At 69.9% G+C, this 18,094-nt stretch carries 14 protein-coding genes and 2 pseudogenes; 10 read left to right on the top strand and 6 right to left on the bottom strand.

The annotated features are described in order from the left end of the window. From ABZ887_RS46290 to ABZ887_RS46305, 4 genes and pseudogenes are all read right to left on the bottom strand, one after another. Window positions 1-86, bottom strand: a pseudogene (locus ABZ887_RS46290) (GNAT family N-acetyltransferase); the annotation flags it as partial. Between the two features lie 27 nt (window positions 87-113). Continuing rightward, window positions 114-1,301: a sulfotransferase gene (locus ABZ887_RS46295; RefSeq protein WP_361304842.1), complete on the bottom strand. Its 1,188-nt coding sequence runs from the start codon at window positions 1,299-1,301 to the stop codon at window positions 114-116. A gap of 125 nt (window positions 1,302-1,426) precedes the next feature. Next, window positions 1,427-3,481 (bottom strand): glycoside hydrolase family 31 protein, encoded by a 2,055-nt coding sequence (locus ABZ887_RS46300; protein WP_361304844.1) that lies wholly within the window; start codon window positions 3,479-3,481, stop codon window positions 1,427-1,429. 94 nt (window positions 3,482-3,575) lie between these two features. Continuing rightward, window positions 3,576-4,589: a LacI family DNA-binding transcriptional regulator gene (locus tag ABZ887_RS46305; protein WP_361304846.1), complete on the bottom strand. Its 1,014-nt coding sequence runs from the start codon at window positions 4,587-4,589 to the stop codon at window positions 3,576-3,578. Between the two features lie 232 nt (window positions 4,590-4,821). On the opposite strand from ABZ887_RS46305, the gene ABZ887_RS46310 reads away from it, so the two are divergent. Continuing rightward, window positions 4,822-5,631: an endo-1,4-beta-glucanase gene (locus ABZ887_RS46310; RefSeq protein WP_361304848.1), complete on the top strand. Its 810-nt coding sequence runs from the start codon at window positions 4,822-4,824 to the stop codon at window positions 5,629-5,631. Between the two features lie 165 nt (window positions 5,632-5,796). Beyond that, window positions 5,797-7,731 (top strand): acyl-CoA dehydrogenase family protein, encoded by a 1,935-nt coding sequence (locus tag ABZ887_RS46315; protein WP_361304850.1) that lies wholly within the window; start codon window positions 5,797-5,799, stop codon window positions 7,729-7,731. 47 nt (window positions 7,732-7,778) lie between these two features. On the opposite strand, the gene ABZ887_RS46320 is transcribed toward ABZ887_RS46315, so the two are convergent. Then, complete coding sequence (locus ABZ887_RS46320; RefSeq protein WP_361304852.1) at window positions 7,779-8,237, bottom strand: lamin tail domain-containing protein; 459 nt, start codon at window positions 8,235-8,237, stop codon at window positions 7,779-7,781. Window positions 8,238-8,427: 190 nt separating this feature from the next. On the opposite strand from ABZ887_RS46320, the gene dxr reads away from it, so the two are divergent. From dxr to ABZ887_RS46335, 3 genes and pseudogenes are all read left to right on the top strand, one after another. Further along, a complete protein-coding gene (gene dxr / locus ABZ887_RS46325) occupies window positions 8,428-9,699 on the top strand; it encodes a 1-deoxy-D-xylulose-5-phosphate reductoisomerase (protein WP_361304854.1) in 1,272 nt (423 codons plus the stop codon). Between the two features lie 8 nt (window positions 9,700-9,707). Next, on the top strand, window positions 9,708-11,000 hold the full coding sequence (locus ABZ887_RS46330) for a site-2 protease family protein (protein ID WP_361304908.1): 1,293 nt from the start codon (window positions 9,708-9,710) through the stop codon (window positions 10,998-11,000). Between the two features lie 387 nt (window positions 11,001-11,387). Then, window positions 11,388-12,050 (top strand): annotated as a pseudogene (locus tag ABZ887_RS46335) (recombinase family protein); the annotation flags it as partial. Window positions 12,051-12,202: 152 nt separating this feature from the next. Here ABZ887_RS46335 and ABZ887_RS46340 read toward each other — a convergent pair. Continuing rightward, on the bottom strand, window positions 12,203-12,481 hold the full coding sequence (locus ABZ887_RS46340; protein WP_361304856.1) for a hypothetical protein: 279 nt from the start codon (window positions 12,479-12,481) through the stop codon (window positions 12,203-12,205). A 73-nt stretch (window positions 12,482-12,554) separates the two neighbouring features. Between ABZ887_RS46340 and ABZ887_RS46345 the strand changes: the two genes are divergently transcribed. From ABZ887_RS46345 to ABZ887_RS46365, 5 genes are all read left to right on the top strand, one after another. Then, window positions 12,555-13,136 (top strand): transposase, encoded by a 582-nt coding sequence (locus ABZ887_RS46345; protein ID WP_361304858.1) that lies wholly within the window; start codon window positions 12,555-12,557, stop codon window positions 13,134-13,136. A gap of 170 nt (window positions 13,137-13,306) precedes the next feature. Continuing rightward, window positions 13,307-14,464 (top strand): flavodoxin-dependent (E)-4-hydroxy-3-methylbut-2-enyl-diphosphate synthase, encoded by a 1,158-nt coding sequence (ispG, locus tag ABZ887_RS46350; RefSeq protein WP_361304860.1) that lies wholly within the window; start codon window positions 13,307-13,309, stop codon window positions 14,462-14,464. A 327-nt stretch (window positions 14,465-14,791) separates the two neighbouring features. After that, window positions 14,792-15,640: a GNAT family N-acetyltransferase gene (locus ABZ887_RS46355; RefSeq protein ID WP_361304862.1), complete on the top strand. Its 849-nt coding sequence runs from the start codon at window positions 14,792-14,794 to the stop codon at window positions 15,638-15,640. A gap of 107 nt (window positions 15,641-15,747) precedes the next feature. Continuing rightward, window positions 15,748-16,278 (top strand): GNAT family N-acetyltransferase, encoded by a 531-nt coding sequence (locus tag ABZ887_RS46360; protein WP_361304864.1) that lies wholly within the window; start codon window positions 15,748-15,750, stop codon window positions 16,276-16,278. Between the two features lie 87 nt (window positions 16,279-16,365). After that, entirely contained in the window at window positions 16,366-18,072 is a 1,707-nt protein-coding gene (locus ABZ887_RS46365; RefSeq protein ID WP_361304866.1) for a proline--tRNA ligase, read from the top strand. Window positions 18,073-18,094 lie beyond the last annotated feature (22 nt).

Consider the following 18,094-nt stretch of genomic DNA (forward strand, 5'->3'; position numbering starts at 1 on the left):
CCGCGTCCGACGCCCCGGCCGCGGGCGTCGCGGCGGACCATCAGCTTCACCAGTTCGGCGCGGTGCGGGCTGTTGGGCTTGTCGGGGCACCGGCGGGGCCGCCCCCTGTGCCGTCACGCCCGGTCGACCTCGGCGCGCAGCGCGTTGTAGTCCGCGAAGGCCGTGTCGACGTCCGCGCGGGTCAGGCCGTAGCGGGCCAGGTCGTAGCTGTGCACGCGGGTCCCCCTGGGGCGGGCGGCGACGGCCGGGAGGCGGGCCGCGTCGGCCTCGGTCCAGCGGGCGCCGACGGCCGCGTAGAGCTTCGGGGCGCCCGCGGCCGGGTCGGCGCCCAGCCAGGAGTACGGCACGTCGACGAGGGACTCGCGGGGGATGCGGGCGCGGGACGCGAGGCCGCGGGCGGCCGAGCGGGCCAGCAGCTCCAGCCAGGTGGCGCCGAGCCGGTGCAGGTCGAGAGGGCGGGTGTTCACCGCCATGCCGTGCTCGACCAGGCTGCAGAACGAGGCCACGGCGGTGGCCGGATCGCGGTGCGTCCACACGATCGTGGCGTCCGGGAAGACCGCGCGCAGCGCGTCCAGGTTCTCCAGGTGCAGCGGCGACTTCAGCACCCAGCGGCGGCGCGGGCGGCCGTACTGGAGCACCTGGTAGATCTGCTTGAGGTAGCGGTAGTCGGCGCCGAAGTCATGGGTCTCGTGCCAGGGCAGGTACTCGGGGATCACCGCCTGGGACAGCGGCATCACCGTGTGCGGCAGCGCGAAGGTGCACTCCTCCGGGCCCTCGGGCCGCAGGTTGTGGATGTGCCGGAAGCGCGGGGAGAAGAGGTTGATGCCACCGACCAGACGACGGGCGGTCGTGATCGCCTTCTCCCGCTCCTCCGGCGGAAGTTCCAGGTCGGGGGTGAGCAGCTCCCAGAGCAGCGGGCAGCGGTGGTCCGCGGAGAGGGACAGGATGCCGTGGGTGAGCGTGGTGGCGGTGCGCGGCAGGCCCACCACGAACACCGGCCGCTCGACCGGCTCCCGCTCGATCTCCGGGTGTTCGGCGAGCAGCCGGCGGATCCGGGCCCGGTTGGCGAGATGCCGGCCGACGTGTCCGCGCGCGGACAGCCAGCCGACCGGGGTGAGATGTTCGGCGCCCGCCCAACATCGCAGCAGGTGACGGAAGTCGTCGGTGAACCGTTCGTCGTCCTGAGCGGTCCCGGCCGCGTCGAGCAGCCGGTCGAAGGCCCGGTCCGGCGTGCGCCGGGCACGGAAGCCGGGTCTGAGGAGCAGGTCGGCGAGCGTGAGGGGGAACGGACCTGAGGGCACGGCAACGGAACCCTTCGTGGGGGGACAGGGGAGGGGATACTGACTACCCCCTCCAACTGCCCGACCACACCGCCGAGTTGAGACATTTACCGGCCGGTAACGGGAGACGTCGCAATCCGGCCGGGCTACTCCGTGACCGGTAGCTCCGCCCCGTCGCGCAGGAACAGCGGGATGCGGTCCAGCGGCGCGTCCACCGTCACCGCCGCACCGCCCTCGTACGACTCACCCGTCCACGCGTCCGTCCACCGGGCCCCCGCCGGCAGATACGCCGTCCGGGCCGTGGCGCCCGCCGTCAGTACCGGCGCCACCAGGAGGTCCCGGCCGAAGAGGTACGCGTCGTCGACCGCCCAGGCCGCCTGGTCCTCGGGGAACTCCAGGAACAGCGGCCGCAGCACCGGCAGGCCCTGCTCGTGGGCCTCCCGCATGACCTGCAGGACGTACGGCTTCAGGCGCTCGCGCAGCCGCAGGTACTTCTCCAGGATCGCGCCGGCCTCCTCGCCGTACGACCACACCTCGTTCGGGCCGCCGGTCATGTCGGGGCCCAGCGCCATGCCCGGGTCGCGGAAGCCGTGCAGGCGCATCAGCGGGGAGAGGGCGCCGAACTGGAACCAGCGGACCATCACCTCCCGGTAGGCCGGGTCGTCCGGGTCGCCGCCGTGGAAGCCGCCGATGTCGGTGTTCCACCAGGGGATGCCGGACAGGGCCGTGTTGAGGCCGGCCGCTATCTGCTGGCGCAGGGCCGTGAAGTCGGTGCCGATGTCGCCGGACCAGAGCGCGGCGCCGTAGCGCTGGCTGCCCGCCCACGCGGAGCGGTTGAGGGTGACGACCTCCTCGCCCCGCTCCCGCAGGCCCTCGAAGAAGGTCCGGGCGTTCTCGGCGGGGTAGCTGTTGCCGACCTCCAGGCCGGGGCCCGTCCAGTAGCGCAGGTTCTCCTGGAATCCCGGCTTCAGCTCCGGCTCGCAGGCGTCCAGCCAGAAGGCCGTGATGCCGTACGGATCCAGGTAGTTCTCCTTCACCTTCGACCACACGAACTCGCGGGCGTCCGGGTTGGTGGCGTCGTAGAACGCCACCTGGACGGTCGACGCCACCCCCTTGTCCGGCCAGTCGGCGTGCGCCGTCGGGCCGTACTGGGTGCCGATGAAGTAGCCGCGCTGCTCCATCACCGGGTGGTTCTCGCTCAGCGGGGACACCGACGGCCACACGCTCACCACCAGCTTGACGCCCAGCTCGTCCAGCTCGCGGACCATCGCGGCCGGGTCGGGCCACTCCGCCAGGTCGAACTTCCAGTCGCCCAGGTGCGTCCAGTGGAAGAAGTCGCAGACGATCGCGGAGAGGGGCAGGCCTCGCCGCTTGTACTCGCGCGCCACGGCGAGGAGTTCGTCCTGGGTGCGGTAGCGCAGCTTGCACTGCCAGAAGCCCGCCGCCCACTCCGGCAGCATCGGCGAACGGCCGCTCACCGCACTGTAGTTGCGCTGCCCGTCGGCCGGGGTGCCGACGGTGATCCAGTAGTCGAGCTGGCGGGCCGAGTCGGCCACCCAGCGGGTGCCGTTGCCGGCCAGCTCGACGCGGCCGATCGCCGGGTTGTTCCAGAGGAGGGTGTAGCCGCGGCTGGAGACCAGGACCGGGACCGAGACCTCGGCGTTGCGCTGGACCAGGTCCAGGACCAGGCCCTTCTGGTCGAGGCGCCCGTGCTGGTGCTGGCCCAGGCCGAACAGCTTCTCGCCCTCGTAGGCGGCGAACCGCTGCTCCAGGCGGTGGTGGCCGTTGCCGACCGCGGTGTACAGGCGCGAGCCGGGCCACCAGAAGTGGGCGCGCTCCTCGGCCAGCACCTCCGAGCGGTCGTCGGTGCGCAGGAACCGGACCAGGCCCTCGGCGGACACCTCGACGGTCAGGTCCCCGACCGTCAACTGCCCTTCGCCGTCACCGATCTTGACGGTCGACCCGGTGGCGGGCGGCTCGTCGAGCAGGGCCCCCGGCAGGCCTTCGAGGATCGGCCCGCCGAGCCGGGCGCGGACCCGGACCGCGTCCGGCCCCCACGGCTCGATCCGCAGCGTCTCCTGGCGGCCGCTCCACTCCAGGGCACCGTCCCGCTCGCGGAAGCTGCCGACGGTGGGGGAGGACTGCGCGAGGCTGACCTTGGGCGGGCTTTCCGCGGACTGGATTTCGGCAGGCTGATTCACGTCACGGCTCCTGGAGGAGTGCAGACAGAGGAGTGCAGACAGAGGAGTGCAGACACAGGGGTGCCCCGGAACGGCGGGGCACCGCAAAAGGGGGTCAGGCCCCGGCGGACGCCGGTCCCGTGCTCGCCCGTACCGTCAACTCGGGTGCGATCAGCACGACTTCGTCACTGCCCCGGCCGTCCAGCTTGGCGACCAGGTGCTCCACGGCGTACCGGCCCATCTCCTGCGCGGGGATGGCGACCGAGGTCAGCCGCACCGAGGCCTGGACGGCCACCTGGTCCGGGCAGATCGCGACCACGGACACGTCCTCCGGCACCGCCCGGCCCTGCTGGCGCAGCAGCGCGAGCAGCGGCTCCACCGCGGACTCGTTCTGGACGACGAAGCCCGTGGTGCCCGGGCGCTCGTCGAAGACCCGGGCCAGCGTGGCGGCCATCGCGTCGTACCCGCCCTCGCACGGCCGGTGCAGCACCCTGAGGCCCAGCTCCCGGGCCCGGGACCGGAGTCCGTCCAGGGTGCGCTCGGCGAAACCGGTATGCCGCTCGTACACGGCCGGGGCCTCGCCGATGACGGCGATGTCGCGGTGGCCGAGCTTCGCGAGGTGCTCCACACACAGCGCCCCGGTCGCCCCGAAGTCGAGATCGACGCAGGTCAGCCCCGAGGTGGAGGCGGGCAGGCCGATGAGCACGGAGGGCTGGTCGGTCTGCCGGAGCAGCGGCAGCCGTTCGTCCTCCAGCTCCACGTCCATCAGGATCATGGCGTCGGCCAGTCCGCTGCCGGTGACCCGGCGGACCGCGTCCGGGCCCTCCTCGCCGGTGAGCAGCAGCACGTCGTAGCCGTGCAGGCGGGCCGTGGTGGCCACCGCGATCGCGATCTCCATCATCACCGGCACGTACATGTCCGTACGCAGCGGGATCATCAGCGCGATGATGTTCGACCGGCTGCTGGCCAGGGCGCGGGCGCCCGCGTTCGGGTGGTAGCCCAGCTCCCGGATGCTCTGCTCGACCCGCTGCCGGGTGGTGGTGGAGATGGACCGCTTGCCGCTGAGGACATAGCTCACCGTGCTCGCCGAGACTCCGGCGTGCTGGGCGACCTCGGCGAGGGTGACCATCCGGCTCTCCAAGCTTTGTGAAGCGCTTCGACAGTGCGCATTGCTGACAGGGGCGAGTGAGGGTGGTTCGACAGTAGCTTCAGTGCGGGTGGGTGTCCATAGTCTGTCGAAGCGCTTCGACAGCGAATTGCCGGGACGGCCTCGGCAACCTTTCCAGGGGGCGGCGGCCACAAGAAGGTCGTACGGCCGTCCGACGGGTCGTACCACGAACCGTCCCCCGGAAGGACCCCCGATGCAACACCGCAGACCGCGCCTGTCCAAGACGGCGAAGACGCTGCTGGCCGCCTCGGTCGCGCTCACCGCCGCCGCGGGCGTGACCGTGGCGCAGGCCGGCGAGTCGAGCAAGAAGTGCACCGCCTTCGACACCGTCACGCTCGGCAAGTATTACGTGAACAACAACCTCTGGGGGCAGGACAAGGGAACCGGCACCCAGTGCGTCTGGGACAACTCTGCGTCGGGCTCGACCGTCTCCTGGGGGACGTCCTACACCTGGGCGAACAACAGCAAGGGCACGGACTCGGACGTCAAGTCGTACGCCAGCACGGTCCTCGGCTGGCACTGGGGCTGGAAGGCCGACAAGGCGGCCACCGGCCTGCCGATCCGGGTCGGCGACCGCAAGAAGGTCACCACCAGGTGGAACTTCACCCTCAGCTCCAGCCCCGGGACCCTGGACGTCGCCTACGACCTCTGGCTGCACGCCAAGAACACCGCGGACTGGCAGGACCAGCCCACCGACGAGATCATGATCTGGCTCGACCGCCAGGGCGGCGCCGGCCCGCTCGGCACCAAGTACGGCAGCGTCAGCCTCGGCGGCGCCATGTGGGACATCTACCAGGGCAACATCGGCTGGAACGTCTACTCCTTCGTGCGCCGGGCCAACACCACGAGCGCCACGCTGAACATCGACGACTTCACCCAGGCCCTGGTCCGCCGCAAACTGCTGGGCAACGACAAGTACCTCTCCGGCATCGAGGCGGGCACCGAGGTCTTCAAGGGCTCGGGGCGGCTGGACACCAAGGCCTACTCCGTCGACATCGGCTGAGAAGCGCGTCGGATCGGCTGAGAAGGGTGTCGCGCCGGCCGGGCCGTCAGTCGATCGGACCGCGAGGACTGGTGGGGGCGGCCCGTTTCGGGTACCAACGATCCAGTAGCACTGGTCGGTAACGAACGGTCCTCATTCACCCCTTTTGTGGCGAGGTGAGCCTCAATGTCCGCCCCCACCGCCAAGAAACCCACCGTCACCGAGCGGGAGGCCCGCCAGGTGGCGGAGGCCGCCCGGGAACAGGACTGGCGCAAGCCCAGTTTCGCCAAGGAGCTGTTCCTCGGGCGCTTCCGGCTCGACCTCATCCATCCGCATCCGCTCCCGGCGGACGAGGACGTGCGACGCGGCGAGGAGTTCCTCGCCCGGCTGCACGAGTTCTGCGAGACGAAGATCGACTCGGCGCTCATCGAGCGCGAGGCGCGCATCCCGGACGAGGTGATCGCCGGCCTCAAGGAGCTCGGCGCCCTCGGCATGAAGATCGACACCAAGTACGGCGGCCTCGGCCTCACCCAGGTCTACTACAACCGGGCCCTCTCCCTGGTCGGCTCCGCCAACCCGGCGGTCGGCGCGCTGCTCTCCGCCCACCAGTCGATCGGCGTGCCGCAGCCGCTGAAGATCTTCGGCACCCAGCAGCAGAAGGACGCCTTCCTGCCGCGCTGCGCCCGCACCGACATCTCCGCGTTCCTGCTCACCGAGCCGGACGTCGGCTCGGACCCGGCGCGCCTCGCCACCACCGCCGTACCGGACGGGGACGACTACGTCCTCGACGGCGTGAAGCTCTGGACCACCAACGGCGTGGTCGCCGACCTCCTGGTCGTCATGGCCCGCGTGCCGAAGACCGAGGACAGCAAGGGCGGCATCACGGCCTTCGTCGTCGAGGCGGACTCGCCGGGCGTCACCGTCGAGAACCGCAACGCCTTCATGGGCCTGCGCGGCATCGAGAACGGCGTCACCCGCTTCCATCAGGTCCGGGTCCCCGCCGCCAACCGCATCGGCGCCGAGGGCGCGGGCCTCAAGATCGCGCTCACCACGCTCAACACCGGGCGGCTCTCGCTCCCCGCGATGTGCGTGGGCGCCGGCAAGTGGTGCCTGAAGATCGCCCGCGAGTGGTCGGCGGTCCGCGAGCAGTGGGGCAAGCCGGTCGCGCTGCACGAGGCCGTCGGCTCCAAGATCAGCTTCATCGCGGCGACCACCTTCGCCCTGGAGGCGGTCGTCGACCTGTCCTCCCAGATGGCCGACGAGAACCGCAACGACATCCGCATCGAGGCCGCCCTCGCCAAGCTCTACGGCTCCGAGATGGCCTGCCTGATGGCGGACGAGCTGGTCCAGATCCGCGGCGGCCGCGGCTTCGAGACGGCCGAGTCGCTGGCGGCCCGCGGCGAACGCGCCGTCCCCGCCGAACAGCTCCTGCGCGACCTGCGCATCAACCGCATCTTCGAGGGCTCCACGGAGATCATGCACCTGCTGATCGCGCGCGAGGCCGTCGACGCCCACCTCTCGGTCGCCGGCGACCTCATCGACCCCGACAAGTCCCTCCAGGACAAGGCGAGGGCGGGCGCCAACGCGGGCGTGTTCTACGCCAAGTGGCTGCCGAAGCTGGTCGCGGGCCCGGGCCAGCTCCCCACGTCGTACGGCGACTTCAAGCACGGCGCGGACCTCGCCCCACACCTGCGCTACGTGGAGCGGCACGCCCGCAAGCTGGCCCGGTCCACCTTCTACGCCATGTCCCGCTGGCAGGGCCGGATGGAGACCAAGCAGGGCTTCCTGGGCCGGGTCGTGGACATCGGCGCCGAGCTGTTCGCGATGAGCGCGGCCTGCGTGCGCGCCGAACTGCTGCGCAGCCAGGGCGACCACGGCCGCGAGGCCTACCTGCTCGCCGACGCGTTCTGCCGGCAGGCCCGCATCCGCGTCGACGAGCTGTTCAACCGCCTCTGGTCGAACACCGACGACCTGGACCGCAAGGTCGTCAAGGGTGTGCTCGGCGGCTCCTTCGAATGGCTGGAGCAGGGGATCGTCGACCCGTCGGGCGAGGGCCCGTGGATCGCCGACGCGACCCCCGGACCGTCCCGGCGGGACAACGTCCGCCGCCCCTTCAAGTGAGACCTCTTCAGCGGGGCCGCCCCGGACGAGGTTGCTGAAGTAGCGATTCAGCAGTACTTGTCGCTCGGATCCCGCGTCGTCCAGGAGCAGGAGTCGACCTTGGCGCCGCTCGCCTTGGTCAGCTTCGCCGTGTCGCCGGTGTTGTTCCACACGTAGGCGCGGCGGTTCTGGTACTTGTTCGACGCGGTGTCCGTGCCGCTGCCGGTGTGCACCTTCATCGTCTTGTGGGCGCCGATCTTGATGTTCTTGAAGACGTACCGGTGGTTGGAGACGTCCTTCAGGACCCAGCCCCCCAGCGAGACGGCCGAGCCGCCGGTGTTCTTGATCTGCACCCACTCGGCGTTGAGGCTGGCGTTGGAACGGTTGTCGGTGCCCGGGCTGTCGAACCAGACGTGGTAGATGGTCACACCCCCGGCCGCCTGGGCCGGGGTGCTGAGCAGGGTGCCGGTGAGCAGTGCGGCGCCCGCGAGCGCGGGCAGGGCAGCACGTATGCGCAGAGTACGCATGGAGAGATCCCCCCAGGATGTCGTCCGGTCGGGTCGACCGTCCCTGCCGACCCGACAGAAGTGTTATCACATGATCTTCACGTGAACCTCACAAAGGGAATTCCGCTCCATACGACACCAAGAACTGATAAGGCACCCGCGTGAGGGACGCGCTGTCCTCCCGGCCACCGGAAGCGGCCACAATGGGGGGATGACCGACAGTCCCGCCAGTCCGGCACCCCTCGCCGACCCGCACCTCGTGTACGACCCGCTCGTGGGCGACGGCCCGAAGGACGTGGTGATCCTCGGCTCCACCGGATCCATCGGCACCCAGGCCATCGACCTCGTCCTGCGCAACCCCGACCGCTTCCGGGTCACCGCCCTGTCCGCCCACGGCGGCCGGGTCCCGCTCCTCGCCGAGCAGGCGCACCGGCTGCGGGTGCGGACCGTCGCGGTCGCCCGCGAGGACGTCGTACCGGCACTGCGCGAGGCGCTCACGGCGCTCCACGGCCCCGGCGAACCGCTCCCCGAGATCCTCGCCGGACCCGACGCGGCCACCCACGTCGCCGCCTCCGACTGCCACACCGTCCTCAACGGCATCACCGGCTCCATCGGCCTCGCGCCCACCCTCGCCGCCCTGGAGGCGGGCCGCACCCTCGCGCTCGCCAACAAGGAGTCGCTGATCGTCGGCGGCCCGCTGGTGAAGGCGCTCGCCAAGCCCGGCCAGATCATCCCGGTCGACTCCGAGCACGCGGCGCTCTTCCAGTCGCTCGCGGCGGGGACCCGGGCCGACGTCCGCAAGCTCGTCGTCACGGCGTCCGGCGGCCCCTTCCGCGGCCGCACCAAGGCAGACCTGGCGCACGTCACCGTCGAGGACGCCCTCGCCCACCCCACCTGGGCGATGGGACCGGTCATCACGATCAACTCCGCGACCCTGGTCAACAAGGGGCTGGAAGTCATCGAGGCGCACCTCCTCTACGACATTCCCTTCGACCGCATTGAGGTGGTCGTGCATCCGCAGTCGTATGTCCACTCGATGGTCGAGTTCACGGATGGATCCACGATCGCGCAGGCGACGCCCCCCGACATGCGGGGGCCGATCGCCATCGGTCTCGGCTGGCCCGAACGGGTCCCGGACGCGGCGCCCGCCTTCGACTGGAGCAAGGCCTCCACCTGGGAGTTCTTCCCGCTGGACAACGAGGCCTTCCCGTCCGTGAACCTGGCCCGGCACGTCGGTGAGCTCGCGGGCACCGCGCCGGCGGTGTTCAATGCGGCCAACGAGGAATGCGTCGAGGCCTTCCGTGCCGGTCTGCTGCCGTTCAACGGCATCATGGAGACCGTGACCCGGGTGGTCGAGGAACACGGCACCCCTCGTACGGGAACTTCACTGACCGTGCCGGACGTCCTCGAAGCGGAGACCTGGGCACGGGTCCGGGCCCGCGAACTGACAGCGCAGAAGGCGACCGCGGAGGCGCGTGCATGACAGCCCTGATGATGATCCTCGGCATACTCGTCTTCGTGATCGGCCTGTTGGTCTCGATCGCCTGGCACGAGCTGGGGCATCTCTCCACCGCCAAGCTCTTCGGCATCCGCGTCCCGCAGTACATGGTCGGCTTCGGCCCGACCATCTGGTCGCGGCGCAAGGGCGACACGGAGTACGGCATCAAGGCCGTCCCGCTGGGCGGCTACATCCGCATGATCGGCATGTTCCCGCCGGGCGCCGACGGCCGGGTCACCGCCCGCTCCACCTCACCCTGGCGCAGCATGATCGAGGACGCCCGCTCGGCCGCCTTCGAGGAGCTCCAGCCCGGCGACGAGACCCGCCTCTTCTACACGCGCGCCCCCTGGAAGCGCGTGATCGTGATGTTCGCGGGCCCCTTCATGAACCTGATCCTCGCCGTCGCGCTCTTCCTCACCGTCCTCATGGGCTTCGGCATCAGCCAGCAGACCACCACCGTCAGCTCGGTCTCCCAGTGCGTGATCGCCCAGAGCGAGAACCGCGACACCTGCAAGAACACCGACGCCGCCTCCCCGGCCGCCGCCGCGGGCCTCAAGGCCGGCGACAAGATCCTCTCCTTCAACGGGGTGCAGACGACCAGCTGGAACCAGCTCTCCGACCTGATCCGGTCCACCCCCGGCAAGGAGGTCGCGATCGTCGTCGACCGCAAGGGCCAGGACGTCACCCTGCACGCGACGATCGCCACCAACCAGGTCGCCAAGAAGGACTCCAGCGGCCAGATCGTCACCGGCCAGTACGTCACCGCCGGCTTCCTCGGCTTCAGCGCCGCCACCGGCATCGTCCGCCAGGACTTCGGCGACTCGGTGACCTGGATGGGCGACCGCCTCGGCGAGGCCGTCGACTCCATCGCGAGCCTGCCCGGCAAGATCCCGGCCCTGTGGGACGCGGCCTTCGACGGCGCCCCCCGTCAGCCGGACTCCCCGATGGGCGTGGTCGGCGCGGCCCGGGTCGGCGGCGAGATCTTCACCCTGGACATCCCGCCCACCGAGCAGCTGGCCATGGCGCTGATGCTGGTGGCCGGCTTCAACCTCTCCCTGTTCCTCTTCAACATGCTCCCGCTGCTGCCCCTCGACGGCGGCCACATCGCGGGCGCCCTGTGGGAGTCGCTCCGCCGCCACCTGGCGAAGGTACTGCGCCGCCCGGACCCGGGCCCGTTCGACGTGGCGAAGCTGATGCCGGTGGCCTATGTGGTGGCCGGGATCTTCGTTTGCTTTACCTTGCTGGTCCTAGTGGCAGATGTAGTCAACCCCGTGCGAATCAGTTAGCCAATCGGTCGTTTTCTGTCGCGCTGGTCGTGACGCCCGGCCCTTCACCCGTGTAACTCAGACGGGTGAAGGGCCGGGATTGTTTGTGCGGCACAGGCGCGGACTTCGTACGTTTTTGCTGTTCATGGGTGACCCCAGCGGTGCGCCAACACCCTGGGGTCCGGCCAGTCTGAGAGGGACTGACATGCAGCAAGGTACTGCCGCGTGCGTGGATGGCGAAGGCCGACGGGTGCAAACCGTCGATGTCGCCTCATACGTAAGGGTTTCCACCACAGAACAGAAGGGCCGGTATGGGATCCCGGCCCAGGCGCAAGCCATTCACGCCTTCGTGGCGCAGCAGAAATCGTGGCGTCTCGTCGAATCCCGTGAAGACACGGCGAGTCAGGGGCGACGCACTCCCGCCCGGGACTGGACGCGCTGCTTCAGGACATCTGTGTGGGGCGCGTCAAGCACGTTCTGGTTCACCGTATGGACCGTTTGGGGCGGACGGAGGCGGCCGTCTGGCGTTGTCCCTGGCAGATCGAGGACGCCGGGGCGCAGGTGGTGTGCTGCACTGAGCTCCTGGGGGAACCGGGCCTCGAAAGGTGGCTCACCATTCACAGGCTGGCACGAGCGGTCGAGGCGGACTACCTGCGTATTGCCGCCCGCACCCAGGCCGGACGGCAGTTGAAGGCGGCGGACGGAGGATGGCCGGGCGGTCCGGCCCCTTACGGCTATCGGATCAGCGGGAAGGGGACATTCGGGTCCACTCTCGAAGTGGATCCGGCCGAAGCGCGGGTGGTGAAACTCATCGCAGACCTCGTCATCGACGGCGTGAACGGTCTCACAGATCTTGCGGACGAGTTGAACAACCGGGGTGCCCGCACTCGGAGTGGCAAGCGCTGGACGCCGTCGAACCTGTGCCGCCGCTTGAAGAGCGGAACGTTCCTCGGGCAGGTGGTCTTCCGGCGCGTCGACAGGCAGTCGAAAGGCAACTGCACCAGGCTCCGCAGCGACGGGCGTCCTCAGCACGGCGAGAGTGTGGTGATCCCTTTGCCTCGCATTCTCTCGGAGGAGCGGATCGGGGGCCTTCAGAGAGTGCTGGCCGGAATGACCAGGCCGCGGAGGAAGACCAACGGGGGATACCCGCTCAGCGGGCGCATCCATGGACCGTGCGGGCTGCCGTACATCGGAACCTTCCGGGGCAAGGACGGAATGCGGACCTACCGCTGTTCGGGCTGGGGCGCGCCGATCACGTGCGGCTGTCCCTTCCTTCCCGCCGACCATGCGGAGGAACAGGTGGCGAGGCGCGTCAGCCCGTCGCTCAGACCCTTGAGTTCGCTCAGCCAGTCGCTCGCGTGCCCCAGGATCCGGTCAAAGGCTTCGTGCTCCATTTCGAGCTGCCGGAGTGCAGCAGCGACGGCGCGAGTAGGACGCGCCTCGCGCCGCAACGCGTCGAGTTCCTCCGCACACTCCACAACGAGCCGTTCCAGCGACCTCACGCGCTCACGGTGACGGATGAACTGAGCCGATGCCTGCGAAGCAGACGGCATCATCGGCCTGCGGTGCGCCGGAATGGAGGCCAGAAGGGAGGTCCGGCTGACAGCCGTTCTGGGGTCGGCCACTCCGGACCTCCGGTCGCTCTCCTCGTCCGAGCAGCGATCCCTGATCGAGACGATCAAGGTGCGGGTCGACATCGCGGACTCGTCATTCCGGTACCGGGAAGGACGGAAGTGCTCGACCGCCCTGTGGCACGAGCGTACGGGGACGCCTGTTCCGGCCGGTCCCACGGACAGCCAACGGGCCCGCATCGAGGGCTTGCTCCACAGGAGGTATCCGGCACACCACTTCCGGTCACCGCTGGATCTGCGAGCCGCCCTTACCGGGATGCTCCACCGACTGCGTACCGGAATCCTCTGGCGTGATCTTCCGGCACGGTTCGGTGACCCTCAGAAGGTCCGCTGGAGGCAGCGCACATGGTTGACGGACGGTGTGTGGCCGGAGATCGTGAAGTTGCTCGACGAGAACGGGGAGGGCGTACCCGTGGTGAGTCGCCCAGCCGTCCCGGAGGTGGTCATCCACACGGTCCTCGATGCCGAAGCCGTCCTGAGCGTTCACGACGGGCACGAGGTGGTTAACCTCGTGAAAATCTCCTAGCCACGCGACGTTCGACGCGGCCCGGAACACTGTGTTCCGGGCCGCTTCCATTGAGTGGGTTTACGGGTGGGGGATGTGCTCGCTCCTGTGCCGGTGCCGTAATCTCGAAGCCTGGAACCCGCTTACGACGGGACCTGGACCTAGATCCACGACTTGGGGTTGCACAGCAGATGACTGCGATTTCTCTCGGCATGCCGTCCGTTCCGACCAAGCTCGCCGAGCGCCGGAAGAGCCGGCAGATCCAGGTCGGCTCCGTGGCGGTCGGCGGAGACGCCCCGGTCTCGGTCCAGTCGATGACCACGACCCGTACGTCCGACATCGGCGCGACGCTGCAGCAGATCGCCGAGCTGACGGCCTCCGGCTGCCAGATCGTGCGGGTGGCCTGCCCCACCCAGGACGACGCCGACGCGCTCGCGGTCATCGCGAAGAAGTCCCAGATCCCGGTCATCGCGGACATCCACTTCCAGCCGAAGTACGTCTTCGCCGCGATCGAGGCCGGCTGCGCCGCGGTCCGCGTCAACCCCGGCAACATCAAGCAGTTCGACGACAAGGTCAAGGAGATCGCGAAGGCGGCCAAGGACCACGGCACGCCCATCCGCATCGGCGTCAACGCCGGCTCCCTGGACCGCCGCCTGCTCCAGAAGTACGGCAAGGCGACCCCGGAGGCCCTGGTCGAGTCGGCGCTGTGGGAGGCGTCCCTCTTCGAGGAGCACGACTTCCGGGAGATCAAGATCTCGGTCAAGCACAACGACCCGGTCGTGATGATCGAGGCGTACCGGCAGCTGGCCGCCCAGTGCGACTACCCGCTGCACCTCGGCGTGACGGAGGCGGGTCCGGCCTTCCAGGGCACGATCAAGTCGGCGGTGGCCTTCGGTGCCCTCCTGTCCCAGGGCATCGGCGACACGATCCGCGTCTCGCTCTCCGCGCCGCCGGTGGAGGAGGTCAAGGTCGGCAACCAGATCCTGGAGTCCCTCAACCTCAAGCAGCGCGGCCTGGAGATCGTCTCCTGCCCGTCCTGCGGGCGCGCCCAGGTCGACGTCTACAAGCTCGCCGAAGAGGTCACCGCCGGCCTCACCGGCATGGAGGTCCCGCTCCGGGTCGCCGTCATGGGCTGCGTGGTGAACGGTCCCGGCGAGGCCCGCGAGGCCGACCTCGGCGTCGCCTCCGGCAACGGCAAGGGGCAGATCTTCGTCAAGGGCGAGGTCATCAAGACGGTCCCCGAGTCCAAGATCGTGGAGACCCTCATCGAGGAGGCCATGAAGCTGGCCGAGCAGATGGAGGCGGCCGGCACGGAGTCGGGCGAGCCGACGGTGTCGGTGGCGGGCTGAGGCCGGCTTTCGGGCGACGGCGGGCATTCCTCGCCCCCGCCGCCCCTACCCGTCCCATCCTCAAGAGGCTCGGCCCCTGACACCCCCGCCCAGGGGCTCCGCCCCTGGACCCCGCTCCTCAAACGCCGGAGGGGCTGAAAGACCCAGACCGTCCGGCGAGCCCCCACTAAGGACGAGGCCGGAGGCCGATGCGGGGGGCTGGGGCGCAGCCCCCAGGGACGGGAACCCCAGCTCGCGGCCACTTCACAGCGCACGGGGCGGCACGGCCCAGCTTCCGCAGGTACAGTGCGGAGATCAAGCAGAACCCCCCAGCGTGAGGCCCCGCACGTGTTGACGCAGACCACCTCACGGGTACTCGAACCGAGTGACCTGGACGCAGCGCTCGCCGTGCTCGACCGCGAGCCGGTCACGAACGCCTTCGTGACCTCGCGCGTTCAGGTGGCCGGACTCGACCCCTGGCGCCTCGGCGGCGAGATGTGGGGCTGGTACGAGGACGGCATGCTCACGTCCCTCTGCTACGCGGGTGCCAACCTGGTCCCGATCTGCGCCACCCCGCGCGCGATCCGTGCCTTCGCCGACCGGGCCCGCCGGGCCGGCCGCCGCTGCTCCTCGATCGTCGGCCCCGCCGAGGCCACCGCCCAGCTGTGGCGCCTCCTGGAACCGCACTGGGGCCCGGCCCGCGAGGTCCGTGCCCACCAGCCCCTGATGGTCACCGACCGGATGCCCGCCGACATCGCCCCGGATCCGTACGTCCGCCGCATCCGCAAGGACGAGATGGAGACGATCATGCCGGCGTGCGTGGCGATGTTCACCGAGGAGGTGGGCGTCTCCCCGATGGCCGGCGACGGCGGTCTCCTCTACCAGGCGAGGGTCGCGGAACTCGTCGGCTCCGGCCGCTCGTTCGCCCGGCTCGACGACAGCGGCAAGGTCGTCTTCAAGGCGGAGATCGGCGCGGCGACGTCCGAGGCCTGCCAGATCCAGGGGGTGTGGGTCGCCCCCGAGTACCGGGGCATGGGCATGGCGGCCCCCGGTATGGCGGCGGTCCTGCGGTATGCCCTGGCCGATGTGGCTCCCGTGGTGAGCCTGTACGTCAACGACTTCAACACGGCGGCGCGACGGACGTACCTGAGGGTGGGCTTCCAGGAGGTCGGCGCGTTCATGAGCGTGCTGTTCTAGGCCGACGTCCAGGTCACGCGCCCCGCAAGGGGCGAGGGGAACTGCGCGAGCAACCACCTGGAGCCCGCACTCGGACGACAACCGGAACCCACCTGTACCCTCCCCACATGACCCTCGTGATCGGCCCCCTGGACCTCTCCTCCCACGTGGACGAGGCCCTCGCAGTCCAGGCCATCGCATTCGGCCTCGGCCCCGACGAGGTAGCGGTCCGCCGCCAGATCGTCCTCCGTCACATGCAGTACCCCGGTGCCAGGGCCCTCGGTGCCACGGCCGAAGGCCTGCTCGTCGGGTTCGTCTACGGCATGCCGAACTCCCGCACCCACTGGTGGTCCACCGTCGTGGAGCCCTACCTCCGCGCCCAGGGCAACGCCGACTGGCTCGACGACTCCTTCGTGATCACCGAGTTGCACGTGCACCCCCACCATCAGAACCGGGGCATCGGCCGGCGCCTGATCACGCTCATCACCGACGGCGCCACCGAGCCCCGTTCGATTCTCTCCGCGATCGACACCGACAGCCCGGCCCGCGGCCTCTACCACTCCTTGGGCTACGTCGACCTGGCCCGCCGGGTCAACTTCCCCAGCGCCCCGAAGCCGTACGCCGTGATGGGCGCGCCGCTGCCGCTCCGCCGTAAGTGACCCGTCGCCGCCAACCGATTTCCACCGGCACAGCGTGCCCGGCTAACCTCCTAGCCATCACCCTTTTCCGGCAGGAGTACGAGAACCATGGCGAACGCACCGGTCCAACGCATGTCCCAGTTGATGGCGAAGACGCTGCGTGACGACCCGGCGGACGCCGAGGTCCTCAGCCACAAGCTGCTCGTCCGCGCCGGCTACGTCCGCCGTACGGCGGCCGGTATCTGGTCCTGGCTGCCGCTCGGCCTGAAGGTGCTGTCCAACATCGAGCGGGTCGTCCGCGAGGAGATGGACGCGATCGGCGCCCAGGAGGTGCTGCTCCCGGCCCTCCTGCCCAGGGAGCCGTACGAGGCGACCGGCCGCTGGGACGAGTACGGCCAGGAGCTGTTCCGTCTCCAGGACCGCAAGGGCGGCGACTACCTCCTCGGCCCGACCCACGAGGAGATCTTCACCCTGCTGGTGAAGGACCAGGCGTCCTCCTACAAGGACCTGCCGGTCATCCTCTACCAGATCCAGAACAAGTACCGGGACGAGGCCCGTCCGCGGGCCGGCATCCTGCGCGGCCGCGAGTTCCTGATGAAGGACTCCTACTCCTTCGACCTGGACGAGGACGGCCTCGCCAGGTCGTACGCCCTGCACCGCGAGGCCTACCGGCGGATCTTCGAGCGCCTCGGCCTCGACTACCGCATCGTCGCCGCCACCGCCGGTGCGATGGGCGGTTCGAAGTCGGAGGAGTTCCTGGCCCCGGCCGAGGCCGGCGAGGACACCTTCGCCGACTGCCCGAACTGCGACTTCGCGGCCAACACCGAGGCGATCACGTACGTGCTGAAGGCGGTGGACGCCTCCGACGTGCCCGCGCTGGAGGAGATCCCCACTCCGGACACCCCGACCATCGAGACCCTCGCCGCGTACCTCGGCGTCCCGGCCTCCGCGACCCTGAAGAACCTGCTGGTGAAGGTCGACGGCGAGATCGTGGCCGTGGGCGTACCTGGCGACCGCGAGGTCGACATGGGCAAGGTCGAGGAGCACTTCGCCCCGGCCGCAGTGGAGCTGGTGACCGAGTCCGACTTCGCCGGCCGTCCGGACCTGGTCCGCGGTTACGTCGGCCCGCAGGGCCTCGGCGAGAAGGTGAAGTACATCGCCGACCCGCGCATCGCCCCCGGCACGGCCTGGATCACCGGCGCCAACAAGGCGGGCACGCACGCCAAGAACGTCGTGGCGGACCGTGACTTCACCGTCGACGAGTACGTCGACGTCGTCGTCGTGCTGGAGGGCGACCCCTGCCCGAAGTGCGGCACCGGCCTGAAGCTGGACCGCGCCATCGAGATCGGCCACATCTTCCAGCTGGGCCAGAAGTACACCAACGCGCTCAAGCTCGACGTCCTCGGCCAGAACGGCAAGCCGGTCCGCGTGACCATGGGCTCCTACGGCATCGGGGTCTCCCGCGCCGTCGCCGCCCTCGCCGAGCAGACCGCCGACGAGCACGGCCTGGTCTGGTCGCGCGAGGTGGCCCCGGCCGACGTGCACGTCGTCGCGGCCGGCAAGGCCCTGCAGACCGAACTCGCCCTGGACGTCTCGGAGAAGCTGCGGGCGGCCGGGCTGCGCGTCCTGGTCGACGACCGGGCCGGGGTCTCCCCGGGCGTGAAGTTCACCGACGCCGAGCTGATCGGTGTGCCCCAGATCCTGGTCGCGGGCCGCCGCTCCGGCGAGGGCGTCCTGGAGCTCAAGGACCGCAGGACGGGCGAGCGCGAGGAGCTCACGGTGGACGAGGCGATCGCCCGCCTGACCGCGAACTGAGCCTCAACTCCCGCCGCGGCGG

Origin of the sequence: Streptomyces sp. NPDC047061 (genome assembly GCF_040643955.1) — a bacterium.
Lineage (GTDB): Bacteria > Actinomycetota > Actinomycetes > Streptomycetales > Streptomycetaceae > Streptomyces.